The 25,457-nt window shown below is 51.5% G+C and carries 25 protein-coding genes; 7 read left to right on the forward strand and 18 right to left on the reverse strand.

Annotated elements, in window-relative coordinates; genetic code table 11:
* Positions 1 to 15 precede the first annotated feature (15 nt).
* The 4 genes from AC3RCL_RS30905 to AC3RCL_RS30920 form a co-directional block, all read right to left on the reverse strand.
* Positions 16 to 951 (reverse strand): ABC transporter ATP-binding protein, encoded by a 936-nt coding sequence (locus tag AC3RCL_RS30905; RefSeq protein ID WP_492533791.1) that lies wholly within the window; start codon positions 949 to 951, stop codon positions 16 to 18.
* Between the two features lie 208 nt (positions 952 to 1,159).
* Positions 1,160 to 2,284, reverse strand: coding sequence for a sensor histidine kinase (locus tag AC3RCL_RS30910; protein WP_492533793.1), 1,125 nt, complete (start codon positions 2,282 to 2,284; stop codon positions 1,160 to 1,162).
* Positions 2,281 to 2,883: a response regulator gene (locus tag AC3RCL_RS30915; RefSeq protein ID WP_492536501.1), complete on the reverse strand. Its 603-nt coding sequence runs from the start codon at positions 2,881 to 2,883 to the stop codon at positions 2,281 to 2,283. The genes AC3RCL_RS30910 and AC3RCL_RS30915 overlap by 4 nt, the downstream gene beginning before the upstream one ends.
* 255 nt (positions 2,884 to 3,138) lie before the next feature.
* Positions 3,139 to 4,317, reverse strand: a complete 1,179-nt coding sequence (locus AC3RCL_RS30920; protein WP_192570255.1) for a YhgE/Pip domain-containing protein — start codon at positions 4,315 to 4,317, stop codon at positions 3,139 to 3,141.
* Positions 4,318 to 4,485: 168 nt separating this feature from the next.
* Between AC3RCL_RS30920 and AC3RCL_RS30925 the strand changes: the two genes are divergently transcribed.
* A complete protein-coding gene (locus AC3RCL_RS30925; protein WP_492533795.1) occupies positions 4,486 to 5,205 on the forward strand; it encodes a TetR/AcrR family transcriptional regulator in 720 nt (239 codons plus the stop codon).
* On the opposite strand, the gene AC3RCL_RS30930 is transcribed toward AC3RCL_RS30925, so the two are convergent.
* A complete protein-coding gene (locus AC3RCL_RS30930; RefSeq protein ID WP_096775683.1) occupies positions 5,182 to 6,231 on the reverse strand; it encodes an NAD(P)/FAD-dependent oxidoreductase in 1,050 nt (349 codons plus the stop codon). The two genes, AC3RCL_RS30925 and AC3RCL_RS30930, sit on opposite strands and share 24 nt — an antisense overlap.
* Positions 6,232 to 6,555: 324 nt before the next feature.
* On the opposite strand from AC3RCL_RS30930, the gene AC3RCL_RS30935 reads away from it, so the two are divergent.
* Entirely contained in the window at positions 6,556 to 7,431 is an 876-nt protein-coding gene (locus AC3RCL_RS30935; protein WP_192572728.1) for an ABC transporter ATP-binding protein, read from the forward strand.
* A gap of 336 nt (positions 7,432 to 7,767) precedes the next feature.
* Here the strand turns inward: AC3RCL_RS30935 and AC3RCL_RS30940 are convergent, their stop codons facing one another.
* Together AC3RCL_RS30940 and AC3RCL_RS30945 are read right to left on the reverse strand one after the other, a co-directional pair.
* On the reverse strand, positions 7,768 to 9,015 hold the full coding sequence (locus AC3RCL_RS30940) for a BCCT family transporter (protein WP_492533798.1): 1,248 nt from the start codon (positions 9,013 to 9,015) through the stop codon (positions 7,768 to 7,770).
* A gap of 222 nt (positions 9,016 to 9,237) precedes the next feature.
* On the reverse strand, positions 9,238 to 9,552 hold the full coding sequence (locus AC3RCL_RS30945; protein WP_492533800.1) for a winged helix-turn-helix transcriptional regulator: 315 nt from the start codon (positions 9,550 to 9,552) through the stop codon (positions 9,238 to 9,240).
* A gap of 194 nt (positions 9,553 to 9,746) precedes the next feature.
* Between AC3RCL_RS30945 and AC3RCL_RS30950 the strand changes: the two genes are divergently transcribed.
* A complete protein-coding gene (locus AC3RCL_RS30950; RefSeq protein WP_492533801.1) occupies positions 9,747 to 10,106 on the forward strand; it encodes a YybH family protein in 360 nt (119 codons plus the stop codon).
* A gap of 85 nt (positions 10,107 to 10,191) precedes the next feature.
* Here AC3RCL_RS30950 and AC3RCL_RS30955 read toward each other — a convergent pair whose 3' ends face one another.
* The 5 genes from AC3RCL_RS30955 to AC3RCL_RS30975 form a co-directional block, all read right to left on the reverse strand.
* Positions 10,192 to 11,169: a ring-cleaving dioxygenase gene (locus tag AC3RCL_RS30955; protein ID WP_492533803.1), complete on the reverse strand. Its 978-nt coding sequence runs from the start codon at positions 11,167 to 11,169 to the stop codon at positions 10,192 to 10,194.
* A 207-nt stretch (positions 11,170 to 11,376) separates the two neighbouring features.
* The gene (gene def / locus AC3RCL_RS30960) at positions 11,377 to 11,895 is read right to left on the reverse strand and encodes a peptide deformylase (protein WP_492533805.1); all 519 of its coding nucleotides are present in this window, start codon (positions 11,893 to 11,895) and stop codon (positions 11,377 to 11,379) included.
* Positions 11,896 to 11,899: 4 nt separating this feature from the next.
* Complete coding sequence (locus AC3RCL_RS30965) at positions 11,900 to 12,142, reverse strand: helix-turn-helix domain-containing protein (protein WP_036659432.1); 243 nt, start codon at positions 12,140 to 12,142, stop codon at positions 11,900 to 11,902.
* Between the two features lie 151 nt (positions 12,143 to 12,293).
* Entirely contained in the window at positions 12,294 to 13,238 is a 945-nt protein-coding gene (locus AC3RCL_RS30970) for a DMT family transporter (RefSeq protein ID WP_492536503.1), read from the reverse strand.
* Positions 13,239 to 13,506: 268 nt separating this feature from the next.
* Positions 13,507 to 15,018 (reverse strand): copper amine oxidase N-terminal domain-containing protein, encoded by a 1,512-nt coding sequence (locus AC3RCL_RS30975; RefSeq protein WP_492533808.1) that lies wholly within the window; start codon positions 15,016 to 15,018, stop codon positions 13,507 to 13,509.
* A gap of 223 nt (positions 15,019 to 15,241) precedes the next feature.
* Between AC3RCL_RS30975 and AC3RCL_RS30980 the strand changes: the two genes are divergently transcribed.
* The 4 genes from AC3RCL_RS30980 to AC3RCL_RS30995 all read left to right on the forward strand — a co-directional run bounded on the left by AC3RCL_RS30980 (position 15,242) and on the right by AC3RCL_RS30995 (position 19,732).
* Complete coding sequence (locus AC3RCL_RS30980) at positions 15,242 to 15,931, forward strand: response regulator transcription factor (protein ID WP_492533810.1); 690 nt, start codon at positions 15,242 to 15,244, stop codon at positions 15,929 to 15,931.
* Positions 15,928 to 16,932, forward strand: a complete 1,005-nt coding sequence (locus AC3RCL_RS30985) for a sensor histidine kinase (RefSeq protein WP_192570250.1) — start codon at positions 15,928 to 15,930, stop codon at positions 16,930 to 16,932. The genes AC3RCL_RS30980 and AC3RCL_RS30985 overlap by 4 nt, the downstream gene beginning before the upstream one ends.
* 99 nt (positions 16,933 to 17,031) lie before the next feature.
* Positions 17,032 to 17,793 carry an ABC transporter ATP-binding protein gene (locus tag AC3RCL_RS30990; protein WP_009591195.1) on the forward strand — a complete coding sequence of 254 codons (762 nt, stop codon included), beginning with the start codon at positions 17,032 to 17,034 and terminating at the stop codon, positions 17,791 to 17,793.
* On the forward strand, positions 17,783 to 19,732 hold the full coding sequence (locus AC3RCL_RS30995; protein WP_492533813.1) for an FtsX-like permease family protein: 1,950 nt from the start codon (positions 17,783 to 17,785) through the stop codon (positions 19,730 to 19,732). The genes AC3RCL_RS30990 and AC3RCL_RS30995 overlap by 11 nt, the downstream gene beginning before the upstream one ends.
* Positions 19,733 to 19,812: 80 nt before the next feature.
* Here the strand turns inward: AC3RCL_RS30995 and AC3RCL_RS31000 are convergent, their stop codons facing one another.
* The 6 genes from AC3RCL_RS31000 to AC3RCL_RS31025 all read right to left on the reverse strand — a co-directional run bounded on the left by AC3RCL_RS31000 (position 19,813) and on the right by AC3RCL_RS31025 (position 25,438).
* Positions 19,813 to 20,298: a DinB family protein gene (locus AC3RCL_RS31000; RefSeq protein ID WP_492533815.1), complete on the reverse strand. Its 486-nt coding sequence runs from the start codon at positions 20,296 to 20,298 to the stop codon at positions 19,813 to 19,815.
* 138 nt (positions 20,299 to 20,436) lie between these two features.
* A complete protein-coding gene (locus tag AC3RCL_RS31005) occupies positions 20,437 to 20,838 on the reverse strand; it encodes a hypothetical protein (protein ID WP_277747343.1) in 402 nt (133 codons plus the stop codon).
* Between the two features lie 120 nt (positions 20,839 to 20,958).
* A complete protein-coding gene (locus AC3RCL_RS31010) occupies positions 20,959 to 22,191 on the reverse strand; it encodes an MFS transporter (protein WP_492533817.1) in 1,233 nt (410 codons plus the stop codon).
* Complete coding sequence (locus AC3RCL_RS31015) at positions 22,184 to 22,612, reverse strand: MarR family winged helix-turn-helix transcriptional regulator (RefSeq protein WP_192570246.1); 429 nt, start codon at positions 22,610 to 22,612, stop codon at positions 22,184 to 22,186. The genes AC3RCL_RS31010 and AC3RCL_RS31015 overlap by 8 nt, the downstream gene beginning before the upstream one ends.
* Before the next feature lie 307 nt (positions 22,613 to 22,919).
* Positions 22,920 to 24,254, reverse strand: a complete 1,335-nt coding sequence (locus AC3RCL_RS31020; RefSeq protein ID WP_492533820.1) for a D-arabinono-1,4-lactone oxidase — start codon at positions 24,252 to 24,254, stop codon at positions 22,920 to 22,922.
* Positions 24,251 to 25,438 (reverse strand): amino acid deaminase/aldolase, encoded by a 1,188-nt coding sequence (locus AC3RCL_RS31025; protein ID WP_492533822.1) that lies wholly within the window; start codon positions 25,436 to 25,438, stop codon positions 24,251 to 24,253. The genes AC3RCL_RS31020 and AC3RCL_RS31025 overlap by 4 nt, the downstream gene beginning before the upstream one ends.
* Between the last annotated feature and the right edge of the window lie 19 nt (positions 25,439 to 25,457).

The following is a 25,457-nucleotide window of genomic DNA, read 5'->3' on the forward strand; positions in this document are numbered from 1 at the left end:
CTCTTCCTAAGTCTGCTAATCCCGAAGGCTCCGGCCGGTCAGCGTCAGGAACACCGTTTCCAAATTCGGTTCTGACGCTTGAACGGAACGAATTTCAATGCCTTGCGCCATGAATTGCTGAATGATTTTATTCAGGTTATTGACCCCTGCGTCGGAGCTGATGTGCACGACATTCTCCTTCACTTCAACCGATTTGACGCCCGCGACCTCCTTCAACTTGTTCGCTTCAAGATGGGCGGCCGTTTGCACTTCGATCCCGATATCCTTCTGGTCCGTAATAATGGCCTTCAGCTGTGCCTTCGTGCCCTCCGCTATGATCTTGCCGTGGTCGATAATGGCAATCCGGGTGCAGAGCTCCTCCACTTCCTCCATGTAGTGGCTCGTGTACAGGATCGTGCTGCCCATCTCGTTCAGCTTCCTGACCGAGTTCAGGATATAGTTCCTCGATTGGGGATCGATGCCGACGGTCGGCTCATCCATGATGATCAGCTTCGGTCTGTGGGCAATCGCGCAAGCGATATTCAGTCGTCTCTTCATGCCGCCGGAGAAGCTTTTCGGGTACATCTTATGTTTGTCGCTAAGTCCGACGAAGGTAAGCGCCTCTTCGGTCCTGCTCCTAAGCTCCGATCCTCTCAGTCCATACAATCCGGCAAAAAAATGAACATTCTCATATGCGGTCAGATCCTCATAAATCGCAACCTCCTGCGGAACCATGCCGATCTGCTGCTTCGCGAACTTTCGATGCTTCGTCAGATTCTTGCCCAGGACATGAACCTCTCCCTTGGTCATGGGCATGAGCGACGATATGATATTGATGGTTGTGCTCTTGCCTGCTCCGTTCGCGCCCAGGAAGCCGAAAATCTCGCCTTCCCGTATGTTCAACGACAGCTGGTCTACCGCTATGAAATCCCCAAACTTCTTCGTGAGCCCTTTGATCTCCAGCACGTTCATACGTTTTTCGCCTCCATATTCCATCCACGCATCAGCCGGTGGACTTGATCTGCATTTATCGTACGAAAAAAGGATGCCCTTGCGATAGTGCACAAGTTCATCCTTACCCATGAGAATATTCATGTTATTGATGATCCAAATCTTCACCCTTGTGGGGAATGTCTTGTTTGACCCGTTATCCCTAACCCGCCAAATGCGCTTACCAGCTTTAGCTATAAGGAATTAGAGTGGTCACCGAGAAGCCGCTGGAGCCATCCACGATCACGGTTCCATTCACGACCGCGGCGCGTTCCTCCATGCCTATGATCCCAAGGCCTTTGATTACCTTCTGCATGCCCTTGCCGTTGTCGCTGACCTTGGCCTTGATCATGGTGCCCAGAACTTCGATATGTAACGAGACTGCCGTTGCATTCGCATACTTCATCGTATTGGTTAACGCTTCCTGGGTGTTATCCTGAATGATTTTCCACTGAAGCGGCGTAATCACATCCATATTGCCCTCATGCGTTAGTACGGTCTTGATCGAGTGCTGGTCGGAGAACTCCTCCAGAAATAAACGCATTCGGTTGATTCCGAGCTGCTCCGTCGGAGGCTTTACGTTCTTTAGAACCAGCCTGATGCTCTCAATGCCTTCTTTGGAGATGGATATGGCATTTTGCAGCAGCTCGGCGGATTTGTCCGGATTCGATGTCATCAAGCGCTTGGCCGCTTCCATCTGAATCAACGCTCCCGTCATCGAGTGCCCGATCTTGTCATGAATTTCCTGGGACAGCCGATTTCGCTCTTCCAGCTTGAACATATATTCAAACTGCCGAATGTACTCATTATTTTCGCTCAGCCGCTGGGTCAACCGATCCAGTTCGCGATGCATCTGCTCGTTCTGCTCCTGGTAGGATGCGGCCCGGTTAACAAAGGTTCTGAGCATCGTAAGATAAATATAGGATAATACGGATGTATAAACATAGGGCATGACGAGCCACTGAGGCACGATAAACGCTGGAACCAGCAAGGGGATCAGGATCATCCAGCTCCTGCGGACGTAAAGCGACAACAGCTCGTACAGATTCACGGGAAGCAGCATGAACAACAGCGGATGGATGTAGAGTGAGGAAGCCGCGACGACAAGAACAGCAAGCAGCATGAGGTACGGTTGTATATTCCGGTTCTTGAAAATATAGACGGATACATTCACGGACAGGTAGAGAAGAACGACTAATATATACCACGGGGTTATCCCATGGCCAGATGCATAAGACTGGCCGATAACATACAGGAACAGTATGGCTTTTAACCCGATGATCCACGATTCGGCATAATTTCGGCGTTCGCTCACTTATTCACTTCCCCCGTCAGATAAAAAATCGCAATCTGGGTCCGATGCTCAAGACCCGTCTTGCTAAGAATCGAAGTAATATGATTGGCAATCGTGCCTTCGGAAATAAACAGCTTCTTCGAAATTTCCTTGTTGGCGAGTCCTTTGGCGATGAGCGCCATAATATCCAGTTCCCTTTCGGTGAATAGGCTTCGGTCGAACTTGTCTGCCTTGTCTGTCTTATCAGGATTTCCGGGAGACAGCCCGGATTTGATTTTATCCAGTACGACGTCCTGCAGCACATGATGGCCGTGGTATACGGTTTTGATCGCATCGCGAATCCGTTCCGGGTCGTTATTCTTCAGCAGATAACCCTTGGCGCCATTCAGGATCGCATCGGTAATGTATTCATCGTCGTCGAACGTCGTTAAGATCAGCGTCTTGGTCTTGGTAAGCTCCGTGAGCTGTTTCGTGGCCTCAACGCCATTCAGGTTCGGCATCCGGACATCCATCAGCGCCACATCCACTTCATGCGCTTTGCAATAGGCGACCGCTTCTTGTCCGTCTTCAACGGTCGCCACCACGTCGAACTCATCAAACGTCGCCAGAATGATCTTCATGCCTTCCCTGATAAATGAGTTATCGTCCGCAATGATCACTTTAATCTTCAATTTACGCTCACGCTCCCTTATTCAGGATTATACAGGCTGCCATCCTGAAGAACGATAGTATTTTATTCACTTGAATAAAGGGAGCAACGTCCTGATGCTGCGACTTTGGCCATGATCCCTTCCACATGAACCGGTCGGCTTGAGCAAACTATAAAAAGCAGTGCAGGGATAAACCCCGCACTGCTTAGGCGCCAACCTATTCTATTAAGAAGCGGCCATCGATTTTCTTGGGTCTGAATGACTCCCTTTCTTGAATGTCGAGGCCAGCAGCAGAACAAGAAAACCTCCGGCTATGAACCACATTACCGCAGAATGCGAAGAAGATGGCGCGTACCCGTCAAAATACATCACATCCCGGAGAGCGGAAGCGGCAAAACGCAGCGGCGTCCAGGAGTACAGCCAATCCTGCGTCGCCTGCGGCAGAAACTCCGGCGCCATATTGAGAAGCGGCATCGAGAAGAACATCAGGAGCACCAAGATGCCCATGGCCGGGAGCCCGATCCAGTTCAGCAAGGTCGACTGAAGAAGGAAAAATGCCGACCCGGCCAGCCACAGCATCAGCCATACGCTGCCTCCGTTCGCAAGCTCCATGCCATACCAGGAGGAAGCCATCCATACCAGAAAACCGGAGACCAGACCCGCCAGCAGCAAACCGGCAGCGCCTTGCAGCACAATCGCGATTCCCCTGCTGCTGCCGTCATTCACTGCTTTTTGCAGCGCCTGGAACAGGAACACGCTAAGGATCAGGCAGCCGATCCATAGAATCTGTATCAGCATTCCCGGCGCATTGCCGCTTGCGTGGTTCGCACCTACAGGATGAACGACTTCCTCATGAACCTCGAACGGGATGAGCAGAGCCTGCGCGGTTGTGACCGGCAGCATATCCGTCTGCGAGCCGATCATGGTCAACGCCTGCTTGGAGAGCTCCGCTCCCGCCATCTTCATCGCTTGCCCCAGCATCTGTCTCACCGCAGTGGATGCCTGCGTGCTCATCCCCTCATTCGCCAGCACCTGCACCACAGCGGGCTTCGGAGCAGGCGACTGCAGCGACAAGATGCCGGCGCTTAAGTCCTCAGGCAGCACAAGGGCGCCGTAATACTTCTGGCTGTCGAGCCCTTCCCGCGCTTCCGCTTCCGAATTCACGATCTCCCAATGAATGGGCAGCTGCGAGTTTGCCTGCAGCATTCCTTTCATCATGTCACCGACAGCGAGGGTTTCGCCGCTTGGCAACTCAACCGGCTGATCCAAGGCGACAAGCGCAACGGGAAGCGACTTCGGCTTCGCTCCCGCGATCGACCCCATCATGGCTACGCCGAAGATGGCCAGCACCAGAAGGACAGCCAATGCGCCGATCCACAGCATTTTTTGTCTTAAGAACCCCATATCCACCACTCCTCGTTAATGAACAGACTGTTGATTAATGATCACAGCGTTAATTATAATGAAGGGAGTGATTTGTTCAATCATCAGCTTTCAGCGGAGTGTTCATTACTCATCAGTGTACGAGCCTTCTGTTGATTAAGTCTTCACATTCGTACTGGGGGGAATTCCTTGACCAAAAAGACGGATCGCCGGCAAATCCGGACCAATCAGCTGTTGCGGCAAACCCTGTTTGAACTTATGGAGGAGAAACGGATAGATGCCATTACCGTGACCGATATCGCCAATCGCGCCAATATCAACCGTGGTACCTTCTACCTGCATTATCGGGATGTGCCGGATATGCTGGATAAGATCAAAGAAGAGGTGCTTCAAAAGATTGAGAACATCGTGGTTCATATCGATCCCAGGGATTCCAGGGACTATGCGGAAAAGGGAGAGCCTTATCCGGCGTCAGAACAAATATTCGAGGAGCTCGTCCGGCATGCCGACTTCTTCAAGGCTATTGTCGGCCCGAATGGGGACATTTCCTTCGTTCGGCAATTCAGGGAGTTCATGAAGGAGCATATGTTTGCCAAGCATGCGTTCAGAATGCCCACAGGCGGGAATCAGATCATTCCGAGCGATTACCTGATCGCTTATATGATCTCCGCCAATATCGGCTTGGTCATACACTGGATCGAGTCCGGGATGAACAAGTCCGCAAGAGAGATGGGCATCATGATGACGCAGCTGATCAATTACGGCCCGTTGATCACTTCAGGGATTTGGGATTACCCAAAAACAATAAGGGCACGCAAAAAAGAGAAGCGGGGATTCCCTCGCTTCTCTTCTATCGTTACATGCATGTACACGCATGCCCGTGTTCTAATTGATCAATTGCTTCACTAATTCGCGATTGCGCTCCTTGAATACCTCGTTATGCGAAGAGACCATCGCGTACTTCCTGGCATCCGGCTCAATGAACTGCTTCGCGCTGTTCACCGCGTTCGCGGCATCCTGGAAGGCGCCCGCAATCAGGTGCAGCTTCCCGTCAAAATGCAGGATGTCGCCGGCAGCATACAGTCCAGGTATGGAAGAATTACAGCTTGCGTTGCCCGCGATATAGTAGTCATCCACCCGGTGAATATCAAGGTTGCTGTTCTCCAATAGCGACATATCCCGTTCATAGCCATGGTTAATGATGACCTCGTCTACCGCTAAATAGGAAACTTCCCCTGTCGCATTATTGGTCAATTCTACCCGCTCAATCACCTCATGATTATCCGAAGCAATGAGCTTCGTGATCGATGTATTAAGATGGCAGGTCGCCTTACTGTTCATCAACTGCTCGACCTGGGCTTCATGGCCTGACAATTCGTCCTTGCGATAGGCCAGGTAGACCTTCTTCGCCACAGGCTCCAGCTCGTTCGCCCAATCTACGGCTGAATTCCCTCCGCCGGACACAATGACGGTTTTGCCCTTGAAATGCTGCAGGGATTTCACGGTGTAGTTCAGGTTCGACACCTCGAACCGCTCGGCGCCTTCAATCTCCAGCTTCTGCGGATTCAAGATGCCTCCGCCGACCGCCACGATGACCGTTTTGGACAGATGCACGCCGGAATTCGCGGTATGTAATTCGAACAGTCCTTCCTCATTGCGGGCGATCGATTCAACCTTCTCGTTCAGCAGCACTTCGGGATTGAACGTCAGGCCTTGCTGAACCATTTGCTCGATCAGCTTCGCGCCCGGAATCGGCGTCAATCCGCCGACGTCCCATATCATTTTCTCCGGATACACGTGAACCTTTCCGCCAAGCATGGGCTGATATTCTATTATCTTGGTTTTCATGCCACGCAGTCCACTATAAAAAGCGGAATACAATCCCGCTGGTCCTCCGCCAATAACCGTTACATCAAATATCTCATTCCCACTCATGCGTTTCACTCCCGGTCTATAAATTAAAAGGCTGTTTGTGATCACCTTGTAACGTAAATGATTATCATTATCAATTAGTATACGTTGCCTTTGCCCTTTTTACAATCAAACATTTAGAAAAAATTCATTTTGTCACAATTTCGCCTAGATGTAGGCCTGTAATATTCCACTGAACTATATATGGGTATTTTTCGGCTGAAACATGAATATTATTTGAAATTTCCATTAAGATATTTATTGACAACGGTGCGGCCTCACATTATATTTATGGATGAAATTGAGAATCATTATCGTTTGATAGCTAACTACTCTGGAGGTGAAATGATGATTCGCCTAAGTACAGATCGAATAAGCGTCGGTTATGGCGAGAATCTGATATTGAATCGTCTTAACGTAGATATTCCCGATAAAAGAATCACGACCATCATTGGGCCTAACGGCTGCGGCAAATCCACTCTTTTGAAGGCTGTTACCCGCATCATTCCTTATCAATCCGGTGCAGCCATTCTGGACGGGGAAGAAATCGCCAAGATGAACACCAAGCTTCTGGCGAAGAAGCTGGCCATTCTGCCCCAGACTCCGGAAGGTCCGGGCGGATTAACGGTGGGCGAACTCGTATCCTACGGGCGCTATCCCCATCAGCGCGGTTTTGGCCGCTTGACCAAGCAGGATATGGACGTCATCGACTGGGCACTCGAGGTTACCGGCACCCAGGATTATAAATACCGTTCGGTGGATGCCCTGTCCGGCGGACAGCGCCAGCGGGTATGGATTGCGATGGCACTCGCGCAGGAGACCGAAATGATCTTCCTCGACGAGCCGACCACGTATCTGGACATGGCGCATCAGCTGGAGATTCTGGAACTGCTCGAGAGGCTCAATATCGAACAAGAGCGGACCATCGTCATGGTTCTGCACGATTTGAACCAGGCTGCCCGATTCGCGGATTACATTATCGCAATGAAGGATGGAGATATCATTCAGGCCGGCGATCCGGAATCCGTCATTTCGCACGAAGTATTAAAGAAAGTATTCCATATCGACGCAGAGATCGGCCGCGATCCGCGCACGGCGAAGCCGATCTGCATCACTTACAATCTATTAAAAGGGGAAAAAGAGGACATCCTCAAAACGGCGGAACATAACGACAACTACGAAGAAGCTGCTCACCCCGTTTATCGCACTGCTGTTCATTCTTAGCGTCTGCGGCAATCCCGGAACCATTACATATGAGTCCGAGAACGGCCCCGCTTGAGGTGCCCGCCAATTCGCCGCGCGTGAGATTGTGTTAACCTCCAACGCGGGCGATCTGCTTGCACTCGGGTCAACATGGATTTACGGATACTTTATGCCGAACTTCCAAAGCTCTCATTGCACGCCCGCGGGTGTGATGGGGGCTTTTTCGATTCTGTGTTATATGGGTTTGGTTATGGCTGCTGTCATATCCGGGCTCATTTTCATAAAAATAAAGAGGACACCGCATGAGTGCCCTCTTGAATCCAATTCTTCTGAACTTTGCTGTACCTCGCGCTTGTCTCACTTCTTCCCACGGTTTGCTGCCTCTTCGAGACGGCGAAACCGTTTCAGATCGGCTTTGCGAATCGGAAGCGGCTCTCGGCTCAGCAGTTTCACTACCGCAACGATCATCAGAAGCAGCAGTACGGTGAACGGCAATGCCGCAATCAGCGAAGCGGTCTGTAAGGCTTCAAGGCCACCTGCATACAGCAGGACGCCGGCAATGGCTGCCATCAGCGTGCCCCACACGATTTTTGCCGTTTGGGGAGGGTTCAAGCTGCCATAAGTGGTCATGCTGGCTAATATATACGTTGCCGAATCCGCGGACGTTACCAGGAACGTCAGTATAAGTATAATCGCCAGCACGTTCATGACGGAAGCGAAAGGCAGTTGGTTGAACAATTGGAACAGCGCCGACGTGACATCCGCGTTAACGGCTGCCGCTATCCCGGTGTTCTCGTGCAGGTCAAACCAGATGGCCGTTCCGCCGAACACGGCGATCCAGAGACAGGCAATGACCGGCGGTACAACCATCACGCCCACAATGAATTCGCGAACCGTTCTTCCCTTGGATACCCTCGCCACGAAGGCTCCCACATACGGCGACCAAGCAATGGCCCACGCCCAGTAGAATATCGTCCATTCCCGTACCCATGTGCCTTCCGCATAGGGTTGGAGCCTTAAACTGTACGAAACGAAATTCGTAATGTAGTCGCCAAGCGCTAATGTGAACGTCTCCAAGATGAATACGGAGGGGCCGCAGATAAACACAAACAATAAAAAGGCTAGCGCCATCCCGAGGTTCAGGTTGCTTAAGTATTTAATCCCCTTGTCCAATCCCGTCGTCGACGAGATCATGTAAGCGACAAAAATAATCCCCAGCATCAATAACTGCAGCCCTACGCCATTGTTAATTCCCATAATGGTATTCAACCCGCCGCTCATTTGCAGAACGCCAAGTCCGATCGAAGTAGCGATACCCATGACCGTTGCAATGACCGCCAGGATATCAATCATATTCTTGACGCTGCGCTTTGAACCGGTAACAGGCTCCAGCGCGGTAGACACCAGCCCATCCTTCTGCTTACGGAACTGTAGAAACGCAATCACAAGCCCGACTAGGGCAAACACGGACCATTGACTTATCCCCCAGTGAAAAAAGGAATAGCCCATAGCCACGCGTGCCGCTTCGACGCCTTGTGCTTCGACGCCTCCGAAGGGCGTCTTAAAAAAGTGGCTCATGGGTTCGGCCACGCCCCACCACTTCACCGAAAGCCCCGGGCTTGACGGCCCCCAGAATAGCCAACACGGCAATAATGACAGCTGATACCGAAAACACGATATTCTTCAGTAAACTTCCTTTCACAAGCCCCACCTCAGCAAATAAGTCATCGTTTTCCCATACAGTATTTGTATTTAAACCAGAATTGATGTACTTAATCGCTGAATGCGTGCTGCATCGGATACTCATCCGATCAAAGCTATCGTTTGTTATTTCCCCTTAGAATCTTGTTGAGATCCGATATACCGCTGGCCCAGAATGACCATCTGCTCCAACACCGCTTCATACTGTCGGCCAAACATCGTTATCGAATACTCCACCTTGGGAGGCAGCTCATGAAACACCGTCCGCTTCACAATGCCGTTCTCCTCCAACTCCCGTAATTGCAAGGTCAGCACGTGACGTGATACTTCAGGTATTCTCCGGTGTAGCTCACCGAAACGGCGGGTTTCCTGAAACAGCTCATATAGTATTCGAGGCTTCCACTTTCCGCTAATCATGTGCAGGCCGACTTCAGCCGACACCCAAAACTCTCATCCTGATAGGGCATATTGCTATTCCTCAACTCCCTTGGTCATGAATAGATGACTAGGTCACCATATTCTGCGTACTTACCATGGCTTTCTTTTTCAGATAGGCTATTGATTATCATCTTACAGAAAGAGGAGATACAATGAAACCATCAAATCCTTCAAAACCAGTCCGGAGGCCGGAAGATATGAATGCAGCTTTTGCAGACGCGTATAATAGCGGGGATATCGATCAACTGCTGGCACTGTATGAACCGAACGGCGTTCATGTCCACCGAAACGGAAGCCTGGAAATCGGAACCCATTCCTTCCGCCATACGTTGGAGGAACTGCTGCGGCTCAAAGGCGCCATGGTCTCCACCAATGTATACTGTATCCCGTTTGAAAATATCGCTATGCTGCGCGCTCGGTTCACCCTGCAAACGACCGACCCGGACGGCCAACCGCTGGTGCTGCAAGGACATACCTCCGAGATCGTGAGACAACAGCCCGATGGAAGCTGGCTGTACATCGTGGACCATCCTTTCGGTTCGGATACATGGGAATGACCGTAAGATCCGTTATTTCGGTGGCACAAAAAAAGCAATCCGCCCTTGTCATGAACAAGCGGATTGCTTCTTGAGATTCATTGCATCATTCCTTCACGAATTCCTTCGTGCTGCGCACCGTATCGATCGGGCGAACCATGCTCTCGATCTGCTCGCGCTTCGGCTCCAGGAATGGAGGCAGGGACAATTTTTCGCCCAGCGTTTCATACGGCTCATCCCCCATGAAGCCCGGACCGTCGGTGGCAAACTCGAACAGAATTTGCGGCGCGACGCGTGCGTACAGGGACTGGAAGAAATAGCGGTCGACAAAGCCCGACGTATGGAATTGGAAGTCGTCCAGACGCTTGATCCAGTGCTCCAGCACCGAACGGTCCTCTACCCGGAAGGCCGCGTGGTGAACGGTACCGAAGCCCTGCTGGGCCCGTGGGAGCACGGCGTTGTACTCGACAACCACCTGCGCGCCGTTGCCGCCTTCACCAACCTCAAACAGATGAAGCGAGCCTTCCTTGCCGATTTCCTTAAACTGAAGCACCTTCTCCATCACTTCTTTGAAATGATCGAAATTGGACACCCGCACAAAGACCGGGCCAAGTCCTGTAATCGCATGCTCCAAGGGAATCGGCCCCTTCTGCCAAGGCGTTCCCGAAGCCACGCCTTCATTGTTCTCGTCGGAGATGAGTTGATATTGCTGATCGTCGAAATCAACAAAAGCGAGTGTTTTTTTGCCGAATAACTCTTGAATGCCTTGATTCTTCACGTCCATCCGATCAAATCGCTTGACCCAATATTCCAGCGCCGCATCGTTAGGAACACGGAACGAGGTTTTGTAGATCTCGTCCGTACCGTGTCTGCCCTTCGGAATACCCGGGAAGTCGAAGAAGGTCATATCCGTGCCTGCACTGCCCTTGTCATCCGCAAAGAACAGATGGTATGTCTGAATATCGTCCTGGTTAACCGTCTTCTTCACGAGCCGCATGCCCAGCACATAGGTGAAGAACTCGTAGTTCTTCTCGGCACTGCTCGTAATGGCTGTTACGTGGTGAATTCCTTTTAATCCGTTCATAGTTAAACGCCTCCGTCTCTTATATTGTAAAGTGTGTGTCGAATCTGATTCATTTATTATTTCGATTTAAAACATCTTTAATTTAAGATAATAATATCACGGCTTTCCTATTCCGTCAAGCATCAACATTCTCAGCCATAACCAATAAAAAAACAGCCGGATATCGATCCGGCCGTTCTATTCATTTTGCCCTTGGTCTCTATGGACCTATGAGCCTGTATTGGATAAACCAATGACGGGCAGCAGCTCGATGCGTCGATGCGTCTCCTCATGATACAACCATCCATCCCGAACATGGTCCACAAACAAAATGCCGTTCAGGTGATCAATCTCATGCTGCATGCATCTGGCCAGATAATCCTCGCCTTTCAGGATTATCGTCTCGCCTTGCCGGTTCAATGTCTTCACCGTCACTTTGTCGGCTCTCTTCACGTATCCGTAGTAGCCCGGATAGGAGAGGCACGCTTCAGGGCCCATTTGTTCCCCGTCCATCTCCACGATTTCAGGATTAATCAGTTCGATCAGCCCTTCTCCGCAGTCCATGACAATAAGCCTTCGCAAAATGCCGATTTGCGGTGCTGCAAGGCCGGCGCGCCCATCGCTGTCGTACAGCGTCTCGACCATATCATCCAGTATCTTTAATACTCTGGCATTCACGGAATCGACCGGCCGGGCCACCTTGCGCAGGATGGGATCGCCGAATGGCACAATAGGTTTTACCGTCATTCACTTAAGCCCCCTTAGTTTTGGAAGGAGGTGTATGCACCCATAAGTCACTTGGAGTACACTCTAAGGTTGTGCAAAGGGCATCTAACGTCTCTGCCTTCATCTGCCTGGGCTGGTTCGTCAGCAATGCGCTAATGGAAGCAGCCGACAGGCTGTAATCCGCCTTCTCTTTCATCAGCCGCGCCAAAGCCGCTCCCGACCATATCCCTCTCTCTGCCATCACGTTACGTAACATCCATTCGAGCAAAGGGTCACCCTCCCGTTCTCAAAATATTAGCTCATACCTAATTTTATTAGGTAATGCCTAATATCTCAAGCCCATTTCTTTGGGGTTTGACAACAGTGGTGCTCTAGAGGTCCTGATGATCCTTCGCTTACACTTAATCGGAAGAGATATTTTAAGCAGGCTTGGATTCGTTCCGGGCCAGCTGTTTCTTAGCGTTCCCGGCTCTGCCTGCAAGGCTGGTCCCGATCACGCCGACAATGACGAGCGCTGCTCCGATGACATGATAGTAAGCCAGCTTTTCATTCAAGAAGGCGACGCCTCCAAAAATCGTGACAACGGTAGCCAGATTGTTAAAGATGCCCATCCGGGACGCCTCGATCTGGGACAAGGCATAGTTGGACAGGAGCGATGTTCCCAGGGATGACAAGACGCCGAGATAAAGAACCGCCCACACGAAGGATGAGTGCATAAACGGGTCAAAATAATGGACGAGCGTCCCTTGCGCCGCATGCTGAGCGACCGACATCAGGTTAAACAGCACAAATCCGATCATCGACATGATGAAGGTGATATCCAGTACCGACTGCTTCTGCGTCATCCTGCGGGCCATCACGCTGTAAACGGCATTGGATAGCGCAGAGAGCAGAATCAGCACAATCCCGAGCGTGCTCGATTGCTCGAAGGACACGCCTTTCAACACAAAGATGGAGATGATTCCCGTTACCGACAACACGGTAAACAGCTTTTGTGCCCAGCTGGAGCACTCCTTCAAGAACAGCGACGCCAAGATCAGCGTAAAGATCGGTACGGTAGCGTGGATAATTCCGGCCTCGGCCGAACTGGTATAGACTAACCCGAAGGTTTGCAGCGTAAAGAACAGGAACGGATAGAATATGGCCAGCGGCACGATGGTCAGCAGCCGTTTCAGATCCATCGGGACCTTTCTGCGGGCGATGAGGAGCCCCAGCGATGCGGCTAAGAACGAAATGGTAAACCGATGCGCCAGCGTATCCAGCGGGTTAGCATGGACCAGGGCCAGCTTTACGAACATAAACGAAAAACCAATGATGGCCGTATATCCCAAAGCGGCGGCATAGGCACGGCTTGTATGCGGTATATTCATGATTGTGTATCTCCTTCATCTTCTCTTTTTTATGTCTAACCTAGAGGGCCGGTGCATTTGTTACTTATCTTACGGCAGGAAAGACTTCGTTACGATTTGAAATAACGCTAACTGTACCGGTACAGTTAGCGCGATGAAGGAGGGTAACAACAAAAAGGCTGTTTCCCGTCATCCGGGGATGACGGGAAACAGCCCCGTTATACTTCAAATTCTTTCATAACAGTCACCGGCGTTGCCGACCCCGTTATCGATATAAAAACCGTTAATCGCGTTCGACCGAAATCCAGCCATCGCCCTCGAGATGAAGCGTTGCGCCGAGCGCTTCGGCCATAAACCGGAGCGGAACGTAGGTAGATCCGTTGCTATGAACGAATGGCGCTTCCGGCAGCGTCACGCTTTTACCGCCAACGCTGGCTTTTTTGGAGCCTACGGTCACCACGATTTCTTCTCCCGTCAAATCATTGATGACTTTAATTTTATTCGAGCCTTTGGTCCACTTCACTTCGGCATCCAGCTGATCTGCCAAGTAACGGAGCGGAACGAAGCTCTGATGGTTCTTCTTGATGGCGCCGTATCCATAATCCTCGTTCGAGATATTCAAATACATCGACTTTTGCGTAATCTTCAGGTCATCCTTCAGCACGTTATAAATGAGGGAATCCTTCTCGAAGTTCCGCAGCACTTGACCCGGCGTCACGGATTCATTCAGGACGTCCAGCACGCCTTTGGACGTGTCGACCTTATTGGCTTTCACTGCGCCGCCGATATTCCAGACCTCACCTTCGGAATACACCTTGAAGGCCTTCAATGGCAGGTCCTCGGATGCCGGAAGCGCGACGGTCAGCTCCAGCGCATTCTTGCGCGTATTCAGCTGCTCGTCGAAGTAATAGTCCAGTTTGAGGATCGTATCCTTGCCGAAGACGGTTTCGGATCCCGGAAGCTCCTCCAATAACTGCTCCTTCTGTTCATCATAATTCTCCGTAAATTTGGTCAGTGCGCCATGCACCATCTCGTAGAGCGACGCGACGACCTCTTCCTTGGATTCCTGCGGCAGGAGTTCAACGTCTTCGCCGTATGCCTCGCCGATGCTGGTTATCATCGGATAAATGGCGTCATAACCATCACCGATTACCTGCTTCAAGCCGGCTTCGTCTTTAAGCAGGCTTTCGGCGAAAGGCTTAACCATGTTCAAAATCTCTTCGCCCGTAAGCTCCATCTGAAGATGCGTCAGGTTCAAGCTCTCTCCGTTCACCTTCTCCTGGACCGGCTTCACCGAAACTTTGGACGGGTTCGGGAAATGCTTCAGCACAAGTCCTGCCGCCTTCTTCACGACATCTTGAATCGCCTGCTCATACTGGCTGGTGTCCGGCATTCCCGGAACGGTTGTATCCATCGACAGATAGAACGGCTGCTTGGCGCCGTCCAATTGAATCGCCATTCCCTTGGCATCCATGGACAGATGAAGCGGAATCTTCTTGTCCGAATAATGAACGCTGCCTTGAATGGACACCGTATTGCTATCCTCCACGATGGCATGGTCGATATTCAAGGATAAGGAATTAATAAGATCAATCGCTTCTTTATCTTCAGACGATAGGGCCTTGTCCGCAGGCACCACCTCGAATCGAATACTTGCGCTGGATTCGCTGGATTTCACATCAAGACTGGTCAGCATCGCCTTGTTGATATCCAGTCCCCCGACGGCCTGACATCCTGTCATAACGACCAACACGGCTGCAATGAGTAAGGTCAACCATTTGAACTTCTTATACATTTTGATATTCGTCCCCTCCCAGGTCATAGGCTCATTTCTATTATGGGAAGGGAGGAAATGTTTGTAAATAGGTATTTAAGCCTCGTCATGTATGCGCATGGGAAGGCGCCTCAAGATAGCATATATCGACTTTTTGCTATACACTGGGGAATGAAAATCATGACGGAACAGCGCACATTCATGAAGTGCGGTTTGAACAACCTTTTAAAGCGTGGTGAATCTCTTGTTTAAAATTATGCTGATCGAAGACGACGTGACCCTGTTCCATGAAGTGCAGGAGCGTCTCTCGCAATGGTCGTATGACGTTTATGGCGTCCGCGATTTCAGCGCCGTACTCCAGGAGTTCACGGCGATTCAGCCCGACCTGGTCATTATCGATATCCAGCTGCCGAAATTCGACGGGTTCCATTGGTGCCGAATGATTCGTTCCCACTCCAACGTCCCGATTATATTCCTGTCCTCCCGGGATCATCCCACCGATATGGTGATGTCGATGCAGCTGGGCGCCGACGATTTCATTCAGAAGCCGTTTCACTTCGATGTCCTGATTGCCAAAATCCAGGCCACCCTGCGCCGGGTATACAATTACAACACCGAGCGGACCGAGCTGAGAACCTGGCGCGGAGCCACCGTCGAATTCGGCAAAAATACGATAAGCAGCCCTCAGGGCACCGCTGAACTGACAAAGAATGAAATGTTCATTCTGAAGATCCTCATGGAGCGGAAGAACAAGATCGTCAGCCGGGAGGACCTGATCAAGAGCCTTTGGGACAACGAGCATTTTGTCAGCGATAATACGTTAACGGTCAACGTGAATCGTCTTCGCAAGAAACTGGAGCCCTTGGGACTTGACCCTTACATCGAAACCAAGGTGGGACAAGGTTACATCGCCACGGAAGAGGCCCACGCATGATGATGGCCTATATCCGGGAACGGCTAAGCTGGATTCTGTTATTCGTGTTCTTGCAGGTGATGCTTCTGTTTATAGCCGCGGTGGACGCCCAAATCCCGTTCCTGCCCATCCTCTATATCGTGTTTCTGTCGACGCTGTTCTTCCTGGTGTTTCTGTTCGTCAGATACAACCGGGAAACCAAGTTCTACAAAAGTCTCCAGGCATGGGACGACACCTACGACTTAGCCGCCATCAGCGAGCCGGAGCACCCCTTTGAGGCGATCGCCATGGACATGCTCTCCCTGCAGACCGAGCGTTTCAAGAAGGAATCCTCCATGCGCCTGATGGAGATGCAAGGGGAGAAGGACGAGCTGTTATCCTGGATTCATGAAGTGAAAACGCCGCTCACCACGATGCAATTGATGATCGAACGCATGGAAGACGAAACGTTGAAAGCGCAGCTCCAGTATGAATGGCTCCGAATTCACCTGCTGCTTGACCAGCAGCTGCACCAGAAGCGCATCCCTTTTATCCAGAACGATCTGCTGATCGAGGTGTCCGCCCTGGAGCCGATCATCTTTCAGGAGATCCGCGGGCTCAAAACCTGGTGCATGCAAAAGGGCATCGGCTTTGACGTTTCCCTGCAGGCAGCGGAAGTGCTGAGCGACGCCAAATGGCTGGGCTTTATCATCCGCCAGCTGTTGACCAACGCGGTCAAATACAGCTCCGCTTCGGACATTAGCATCGAGAGCGATCTCGTGGCCGACCATGTCAGACTCATCATTCGGGATGCCGGACGCGGCATTGATCCGAAGGACATGCCCCGGATTTTCGATAAAGGCTTCACGTCCACCACCTCGCATCAGGATAGTGCCGCAACCGGCATGGGGCTCTATCTGACGAAAAAAGTAGCCGAGGCCTTGATGATCCGGATCCAGGTAGAATCAAAGCCGGGCATCGGCACAACCTTTACCTTGATCTTTCCGAAACGGAATGATTTCGTAAGCATTACCGGCATGTGACAACAATGTCACATGCTTTTGCGCTTTGTTCGGCGAATCGAAGGAAAAGGGCCCTCGACTCCTTTATGATAAGGACAGACAACAAAGGAGTGAGTGAAATTGGCAATTCTTGAAGCAAACCAAATTCATAAAAGCTACGGCAACAAATTCAATAAACAGGAAGTGCTGAAGGGCATCGACATCCGCGTGGACAAAGGCGAGTTCGTCAGCATCATGGGCGCTTCGGGCTCCGGGAAAACCACGCTGCTGAACGTGCTCTCCTCGATCGATAAAGTGAGCCTCGGCAGCATCAAAATCGAGGGCAAAGAGTTTACGGGCCTCAAGGAGAAGGAGCTGGCCGAGTTCCGCAAGCATCATCTCGGGTTTATTTTCCAAGAGTATAACCTGCTGGATACGCTGACCGTCAAAGAAAACGTCCTGCTGCCGCTCTCCATTAAGAAGGTATCCAAAAAAGAAGCCGATCAGAAATTCCAAAGAATCGCGACCGAGCTTGGCATCTACGAACTCAAGGATAAATATCCGAACCAAATCTCCGGGGGACAGAAGCAGCGGACCTCCGCGGCCCGCGCGTTCATCCACGATCCGAGCATTATTTTTGCCGATGAGCCGACGGGAGCGCTGGACTCGAAGTCCGCATCCGATCTGTTGAACAAGCTGAGCGAATTAAATCAGAAGATCGACTCCACGATCATCATGGTTACCCATGACCCCGTAGCGGCCAGCTATTGCACCCGGGTAGTCTTCATTAAGGACGGACAGATCTACACCCAGCTGAACAAGGGTGAGCAATCCCGGCAGGCCTTCTTCAACGACATCATCAAGACTCAAGGCGTGCTAGGCGGTGTTCAGAATGAACATTAATTATCTGATCTACCGGAATTTGAAGAAGAATATCAAGAACTATTATCTGTATGTATTTGCGCTGATCTTCAGCGTGGGTCTGTACTTCGCGTTTGTCACGCTGCAATATGATCCCGCAATGGATGAAGCGAAAGGCTCCATAAAGGGAGCTGCTGCGCTTGGAGCCGCCTCCGTGCTGCTCGTGGCCATCGTGGCGATCTTCCTGTTGTATGCCAACACGATTTTCATCAAACGGCGCAGCAAGGAAATCGGACTGTTTCAGCTCATCGGACTGACCAAGGGCAAGATCTTCCGGATCCTCAGTGCGGAGAACCTGATTCTGTACTTCGGCTCCATGGTCATCGGCATCTTTGCCGGCTTCGCGGCTTCGCGCTTAATTCTGATGATCCTGTTCAAGGTGACCGGCGTAGACACCCAAGCAGCCCTCTCCTTCTCGACCGAGGCCCTCATCCAGACCGTGATTGTGTTTGCCGTCATCTATGTGCTGATCATGATCATGAATTATACGTTCATCAAAAGGCAGAGCATTCTATCCCTCTTCCGCGCGGTATCGACGACCGAGAACCAAATTAAGAAAATGTCCTTCGCCGAAATGCTGCTCGGCCTGCTCGGCATCGGACTCATACTTCTTGGCTACTATGTGTCGACCAAGCTGTTCAGCGGAGATTTCACCACCATGAACGAGCTGTTCATGGCCATGATCCTGATCCTGGGGGCGGTGATCATCGGGACTTATCTGTTCTATAAAGGGTCGGTCAGCTTTATATTCAACGCGATCCGGAAGAGCAAGGGCGGTTACTTGTCCCTGAATAATGTGCTGTCCCTGTCCTCCATCATGTTCCGCATGAAATCGAACGCGCTGCTGTTAACGATCATTACGACCGTGTCCGCGCTCGCGATCGGACTGCTGTCTCTTAGTTATATTTCGTACTATTCCGCCGAGAAATCGGCCGAGCAGAGCGTGCCCAATCATTTTGCGGTAGCGGATCAAAACGATCTCGCAGTTTTCATGCAGGCGCTAACCGACGAAGATATCGAATTTAAGCAGACCAACCGCGACGTGATTCAGGTAGGTGCTGACATATCCCAGATTATTGGGGCCAGCCTGGAGGTATCTGGGCAAGTGGATTCCAGTTCCATGATCATCCCGGTAATCAGTGATGCCAGCGTGAAGGGCAAGGATGTTTCCCCCGGTGAGACGCTGTTCACGGGATACAGTGACGCGATCCAGCAATTCATGGCGATTCAGACCACAGGGGAAATTGAGCTCATAAGCCCTAAACAAAGCTTTAAGCAGAAGCTGATCGGTTTGGACAAGGAAGCCTACGTATCCTATTATTATGCAAGCGGCGGGCTGCCGACGGCGATTGTGGACCAGACCGTATTCGATCAGCTGGTTCAGGATCTGGATCCGAAGATCCAGAAGAAAACCAATGTCTATCACGGCATCGATATCGTGGATCCGATCGCCATGGATCAGGCGAATCAAATTTTTAAAGATCTCGGCATTAGCGAGCGAACAGGGAACCTCTCTCAGGCGGAAATGATCTTCAATCAGAAGAGCAATATGGGCTTGATGATGTTTATTGTGGGATTCCTGGGACTCACCTTCCTGATTACTTCAGGATGTATCCTGTACTTTAAGCAGATGGACGAAGGCGAAGAGGAGAAGCCGAATTACACGATCCTTCGAAAACTGGGATTCACTCAAGGGAACCTGCTTACGGGGATTCAGATCAAGCAGCTGTTCAACTTCGGCATACCGCTGGTCGTCGGCTTGTCCCACAGTTACTTCGCCGTGAAATCCGGCTGGTTCTTCTTCGGAACCGAGCTGTGGCTGCCGATGGTTATGGTAATGCTCCTGTATACGGCGCTGTACTCCATATTCGGTTTGTTGTCGGTCATGTTCTATAAACGGGTAATTAAAGAAGCGTTGTAAACGAGGTGCATGGTTGGGCCCAGGGATGATTCGGGTACCATCCATGCATTTTTTCGTGCGCAGGCGTGAAAAAAACGCGGTTACCATTCCAACGGGCTGCAGTTCTTCTGCAGCTTCCGGATATACACGATTTGACCGATATGATAAGCATTGTGCGTGGCCGCATTACTCACCAATTCCCACCACTTGGCCGGTACTGGGAATCCGTTCACTTCCTGCTCAAGCTTGGCCGCCGACAACAGCTCCTGCCATTGAAGCAAAACCTCAAGCAGCCGGTCCCTTAACTCGGCAAAAGTCGCGTTATCCGGAATCATGAAGCTATTATGGTTGTCTCCAATCGAAGGAACGGCATCGACTTGCGATTCGCGGTACCGCGTCTGCCACGTTTCGTTCCAATACAACAGATGCTGTATGATCTCTGCAATGCTGTGGCTGCCATTGGCCGGCGTCCAAAACGCTTCGTCCTCCGTCAGTTCCTCCACGGATTGCTGGAACGGGACGTGCCAGCTGGGATCGTTCGCGTTCGCTAACAGCTGATTCATTAATACATCATTTGCATGCGCCATGGGTCATTCACTCCTTCATGCGCCCGGTAATGGGCAGCATCACAAATCATGACTAATTTTACTATAGGATGAAGCCCTGTGATTCGCAAAAAATGATTAAAATCATTCTTTCTCGGCTCGCCACGTCTGGAATAACTTCTACCTCACATGGAACAAATCCAAATAATACTGCGCCGTTGGCGTATCGTTCTTGAAACGCAGCTCGATCTTCTCCCCGCTTCCCTTGCATAGGCCCACCGTAATCTCAAAATAGCTTGCCCCGTGCACCGCATCAACCGGACTGGCCTGTTGGTTATCCTCTTTCATCGTCGTCCGCTCGTTAATCGATAGAATCCGTTCGCAGCCAAAGACAGGATACGTCTCCTTATATATGTCTTGAAGGGACGACCGGATAACCGGATATAGCTGCTGCAGCATGGCCTTCTCAAGCTGCTGCTCTCTAGGCTTGTCCTGTGGCCCTGCATAAGCTGTGCTGCTTCCCGGGCTTGATAGAATCAATCCGCCTGAGAGCAGCAGGCAGATGAAGAATCGTGGCTTCATACGCGTTCACCTTTTTCGTTTTTTCTATTTAGAGTCTCCTTTTCGATCCTATTTAATCCGATTGCAGCCTCGTACCTGCCTATACAAAAAAAGACTGCCCAAAGGCAGTCTTTCATGGGTTTAAATCGTTGATGAATGCACGACCGCATGTCCGTCGTTCCCGTCGTTTTCCTTTTTCCCAACCAGGATATGATAGAGGACGATTCCCGCTGCTAGCAGGACCGCCATCGCGATATACATGCCCCGGAAACCGACAAGCGGCGTCAGGAAGCCGAGTATAAAGGGGCCAAACCCGATGCCCACGTCCACGAAAATATAAAAGGTCGATGTCGCAAGCCCGATCCGGTGCGCCGGCGAACGCTTAATGGCCAGGGCCTGAGCACTGGACTGCGTCGTGCCGTAGCCCAGACCGACGAATACGGCCGAGAGCAGCAAGGTCAGGCCCTGATGGGCTTGGCTGAGCAGAACCATCCCGATCGCAAACGATAGAATGGCCGGGTACATCACCACATTGGCCCCTCTCTGGTCAAACCAGCGACCCGTGAACGGTCTCGACAGAATGACCACAATCGCATAGACAATAAAGAAATAACTTGCCACTTGGGCCAGACTGATCTGCCCGGCAAAAATCATCAGGTACGTTAAAATGCTGGAATACCCGAACCCCATGACAAAGCTGACCAGCGAAATCGGCACCGCCTTCGGCTCAATAAAGTTGGATAGCTTCAACCCTTGCAGATCCTTCTTCTGCTCCGCGGTCAGTTTCAGTTTCGGTATGTTCATAAAGAAAGCCGCCAGCAGCGAAAGCACCCCTAGCGCGGCGCACAGCGTAAAGTTTGCCATCATCGAAGCATGCTCGTTAATCATCAGGCCGATAAAAGGGCCAATTGCCGAAGCGATAATAATGCTCACGCCATAGTAGCCTGTACCCTCGCCTCTTCTCGAATTCGGAATCAGGCTGGCCGCAATCGTGCCTGTTGCCGTTGAGGCAAGGGCGAAGGCGATACCGTGAAAGAAACGGACAACGAGCAGCACGCTCAAGCTGTTTACGACGAAGTACAAACCGATGAGAACGCTGAAGGCGATCAGACCGGTAAACAGCAGTTTTTTGCGGCCGACCCGCTCTATGATGCTGCCTCCGACCAACCGTCCAATCAATGCGCCGACGACAAAAATGCTGGAAGCCAGGCCAGCCATTCCCGTCGATGCGTGAAACTCATTCTTTGCATATGAGGACATGATCACCACTAATAAGTAAAAACATAAAAAGAGCAGGAAATTGACGCCGAACACAATCAAAAAGTCCTTGCTCCACAATCGTTCTCGCGAGTCTGCTTGCTCCAAGTTAATCACCTTTTCTAATAATGTTGTCCCTGACCGTCTCCATCACGCGGATGACCGCCCTTTGATCCTCTTCAGAAACGCCTTCCATAATCTCCTGTTCATATTGGTCAAATATCTTGCGAATTTGCAGGAAGACGTCAGCTCCGGCCTTGGATAGCTGAATGCGCTTCTCCCGTTTATCCCGCACCGGGATTTGCTCCACATAGTCCAGCTTGATCAGCGCGTTGACGGTTCGGGTGACGGTGGGCTTCTCCACGTACAGCATTCTGGACAGCTCCACCAAAGTCATCGACTGATAAAAATCCAGATAGTACATGATGGACCACTGGGCATAATACAGGTTGTAGTCTTCGAGCTTACGATTAAGCTCATTGACGAAAGGGCGATACAACGTAAAGTATTTATGAAAAAAGTGTCTGTGGGCGTCCATTCGAGACCTCCGTTCAAATTAGTTACCTTGGGTAACTATTTATTGATTATAAAGAAGATCCTTCTGCTTGTCCATCCGGAATGGATTTCCAAATCCAAGTTCGAACTGATGCGGACAGCATACCGACGCTTATTCTCCCTGTTTAGGAATGGCTCTATTCACGTTTCTGCCGCTTATTACAAGTAGCGGTGGACAAAAAAAATCGCCCTGGGGCGTTGGAAGGTGGTGCTGCCATCTCAAGGGCGATTCGAACCAGGCATGCGATCTATGCGGCAATTTCAATTGGGTATCAAATCTGTTGTGAATTCTATCCAATATCACTGAACGAATCGGAAATCGGCCCGGATACATCAAGCAGTCTGCCCGTATAATCGCTCAGCAGGATACCGTCCGGGTCCAGCTCTTGCCGAACCGCGCGGAATGCTTCCCACATGGGATACAGCTCCTTCAATTGAGCAGCCTCGAGATGATGCATTTTTCCCCAATGCGGCCTGCCGCCGTACCGCAGGAAGATGTGCTCCATCGCACTGAAGTAATCTTCATACGGCATGCCTTTGTACATATGGATCGCAATATAGGCGGAATCCCGGTCGTAGGCGGGGCTTAACCAAATATCATCGCCCTTGGCATAACGGCATTCTACGGGGAAATGCACATGGTACTTGTTTCGCGACATTTCTTCACGCATCTCTTCAATGACCGCGTTCATCGACTCCGCGGGAATGTTATACTCCATTTCGTTGAAACGAACGAGCCGCCGGGTCGCGAATAACCGGTGACTGTAATTCACTTTGCGACCCAGCGGAACCTGCGACGCCGAGAGACGGCTCACATGCGGGCTTGCTTTGGGCAGCTTGCGGCACAGCTCCGAGATCAGACCAAAGAAGGTGTTCTCCACCAACACGTCGCTGATATAATCCTTGATCCGATGCTCCCTCACCTCTTGGTCCGTCTTGTTCATCAGCTTGATCTGGCACGGCTCTGCGTAAGGAAACCAATAAAACTCGAAGTGACGGTTCTCCTCCGCCAATCGCGCCTGCTGTTCCAAGCATTCGTCGAGCGGTATTCTCCGGCTTTCATATTCGATTTTGTAAGCCGGCTCAAGCCTCAACGTCACTTGCACGATAATGCCGAGCGTACCTAAGGATACCTGCAGCGCCTTGAACCAATCGGGGTGCGACTCCCCGCTGCACTCCAGCACCTCGCCCGTACCGGTGACCACCGTCATTCCGACAACCTGCGTGGATATATTCCCGAAGGCCCGGCCCGTACCATGCGTCCCTGTACTAATGGCGCCGGCAATGGACTGAACATCAATATCCCCCAGGTTCTCCTGGGCCAGCCCCTGCCGAAACAACAGCTCGCCCAACAGCTTCAGCTTCGTCCCTGCCCACACGGTGGCGGTTCGGGCTTCGGCGTCGACATGGACCAGGCCCTGCATCCTGTCCAAGGAGATCAGGCAGTCCTCGGATGCCGCAATGGGGGTAAAAGAGTGCCCTGAACCGACCACTCGCAGCCGCCTGCCCTCCTGCCGGCACATCCGGACCGCTTTTTCGACTTCCGCTATGGAGGCAGGATACAACACCGTTCTTGGATTGGCTCGTACCGATCCCGACCAATTCGACCACTGGACCTGCTTCATAGAAAACACTCCCCCATTCCGCGATAGGTTGCATATTCGCCTACGATGCGGCCTTGCGAGACCGCATACAGCACCTTGAACCGTTCGCACAGCTCGCCGGCCTTCGCATGGCGGAAGAACACCGGGTCTCCCAGGCCAAGCTCCACATGGGCAGGCAGACGCAGCGGCGTCTGCACTTCCCCGGCCCCTTCAAGCGGGAACAGCTTCAATCCTGAAGGCAAGTAAGGCTTCGCCAGCTTATCCTTGTCTGCCGTACCCGATGCCGTGTAGCCTCCTCCCATGCAGGTCACGATCCCTGCCTTCGGGATGCGAACCACCTCTACGGCATAGGCCGCTGCCGGCTTATAACGGAACGAGGCATAATGATCGAACAGACCCGGCGCATAGAAGCCTGAGCCGGCCGTAATTTCGGTTACCCAAGCTTCCTCCCGGGAGCTGTCCAAACTTCCGGTTCCCCCTGCATTCACGAAGCGGAGCCGAAGGTCCATGGCGGCAAGCCGCTCCACGGCTTCTTTCCTCCGCTTGGCCGCTTCAACGATGGAGCGGCTTCTCAGCCACCGGACCATGGTATTCTTCATATGCTTACCGTTTGCGTTATCCCCAACGCCTGCTACCTGCGCCTCGTACCCCATGATGCCGTCCAGGTGGAGCCATGGAGAGCGGATAATCTGCTCCACTATCGGGTACATGCCCTCCCACGAATGGACGGGCGATCGCCATACACCGAAGTGCAGACCTGGATATTGGACCGACATATCCACATCGATGCATAGTGGAATCACGGTCCGCTGTTGTTTGGCGAACTGTTCGATGTGCTCGACATGCTCCACGCTGTCCACCATGAAGGTAATGCTGCGACCTTCGCCGACCAGATTCACGATGGAGCGAATGGCTTCCGGCTCCCACTGCGGATATCCCAGCAGCAGATCGTCAAAGCCCTGTTCCGCCAGAAATACGGCCTCCGCTGCCGTATAACACATGATTCCTTGAAAGATCGGGTTCGAACGAAGGATACGGTTCAACACGTCCACGGAGCGGATGGACTTGCTGGCCAGCCGCACTTTCTTCCCCCCAGCCGCTTGTGCAATTGCTTCGGCATTGTCGTCCAGCATGTCCAGATCCACCAAAGCGAACGGCTTCGGAATCTCCGCGAAAATCTCTTTATAATACTCGTATGTCGACACCCCTACATCAACACCTTCC

Source organism: Paenibacillus sp. MT86 (assembly GCF_058792535.1).

Excerpts from the sequence above, each read along its gene's own strand:
- AC3RCL_RS30935 (WP_192572728.1), top strand. The coding sequence starts at position 6,556 with ATGATTCGCCTAAGTACAGATCGAATAAGCGTCGGTTATGGCGAGAAT.
- AC3RCL_RS31000 (WP_492533815.1), bottom strand. The coding sequence starts at position 20,298 with ATGGCGCATGCAAATGATGTATTAATGAATCAGCTGTTAGCGAACGCG.
- AC3RCL_RS30950 (WP_492533801.1), top strand. The coding sequence starts at position 9,747 with ATGAATGCAGCTTTTGCAGACGCGTATAATAGCGGGGATATCGATCAA.
- def (WP_492533805.1), bottom strand. The coding sequence starts at position 11,895 with ATGACGGTAAAACCTATTGTGCCATTCGGCGATCCCATCCTGCGCAAG.
- AC3RCL_RS30985 (WP_192570250.1), top strand. The coding sequence starts at position 15,928 with ATGATGATGGCCTATATCCGGGAACGGCTAAGCTGGATTCTGTTATTC.
- AC3RCL_RS30955 (WP_492533803.1), bottom strand. The coding sequence starts at position 11,169 with ATGAACGGATTAAAAGGAATTCACCACGTAACAGCCATTACGAGCAGT.
- AC3RCL_RS31015 (WP_192570246.1), bottom strand. The coding sequence starts at position 22,612 with ATGGACGCCCACAGACACTTTTTTCATAAATACTTTACGTTGTATCGC.
- AC3RCL_RS30995 (WP_492533813.1), top strand. The coding sequence starts at position 17,783 with ATGAACATTAATTATCTGATCTACCGGAATTTGAAGAAGAATATCAAG.
- AC3RCL_RS30920 (WP_192570255.1), bottom strand. The coding sequence starts at position 4,317 with ATGGGGTTCTTAAGACAAAAAATGCTGTGGATCGGCGCATTGGCTGTC.
- AC3RCL_RS30975 (WP_492533808.1), bottom strand. The coding sequence starts at position 15,018 with ATGTATAAGAAGTTCAAATGGTTGACCTTACTCATTGCAGCCGTGTTG.
- AC3RCL_RS30905 (WP_492533791.1), bottom strand. The coding sequence starts at position 951 with ATGAACGTGCTGGAGATCAAAGGGCTCACGAAGAAGTTTGGGGATTTC.
- AC3RCL_RS30930 (WP_096775683.1), bottom strand. The coding sequence starts at position 6,231 with ATGAGTGGGAATGAGATATTTGATGTAACGGTTATTGGCGGAGGACCA.
- AC3RCL_RS30915 (WP_492536501.1), bottom strand. The coding sequence starts at position 2,883 with ATGAAGATCATTCTGGCGACGTTTGATGAGTTCGACGTGGTGGCGACC.
- AC3RCL_RS31020 (WP_492533820.1), bottom strand. The coding sequence starts at position 24,254 with ATGAAGCAGGTCCAGTGGTCGAATTGGTCGGGATCGGTACGAGCCAAT.
- AC3RCL_RS31005 (WP_277747343.1), bottom strand. The coding sequence starts at position 20,838 with ATGAAGCCACGATTCTTCATCTGCCTGCTGCTCTCAGGCGGATTGATT.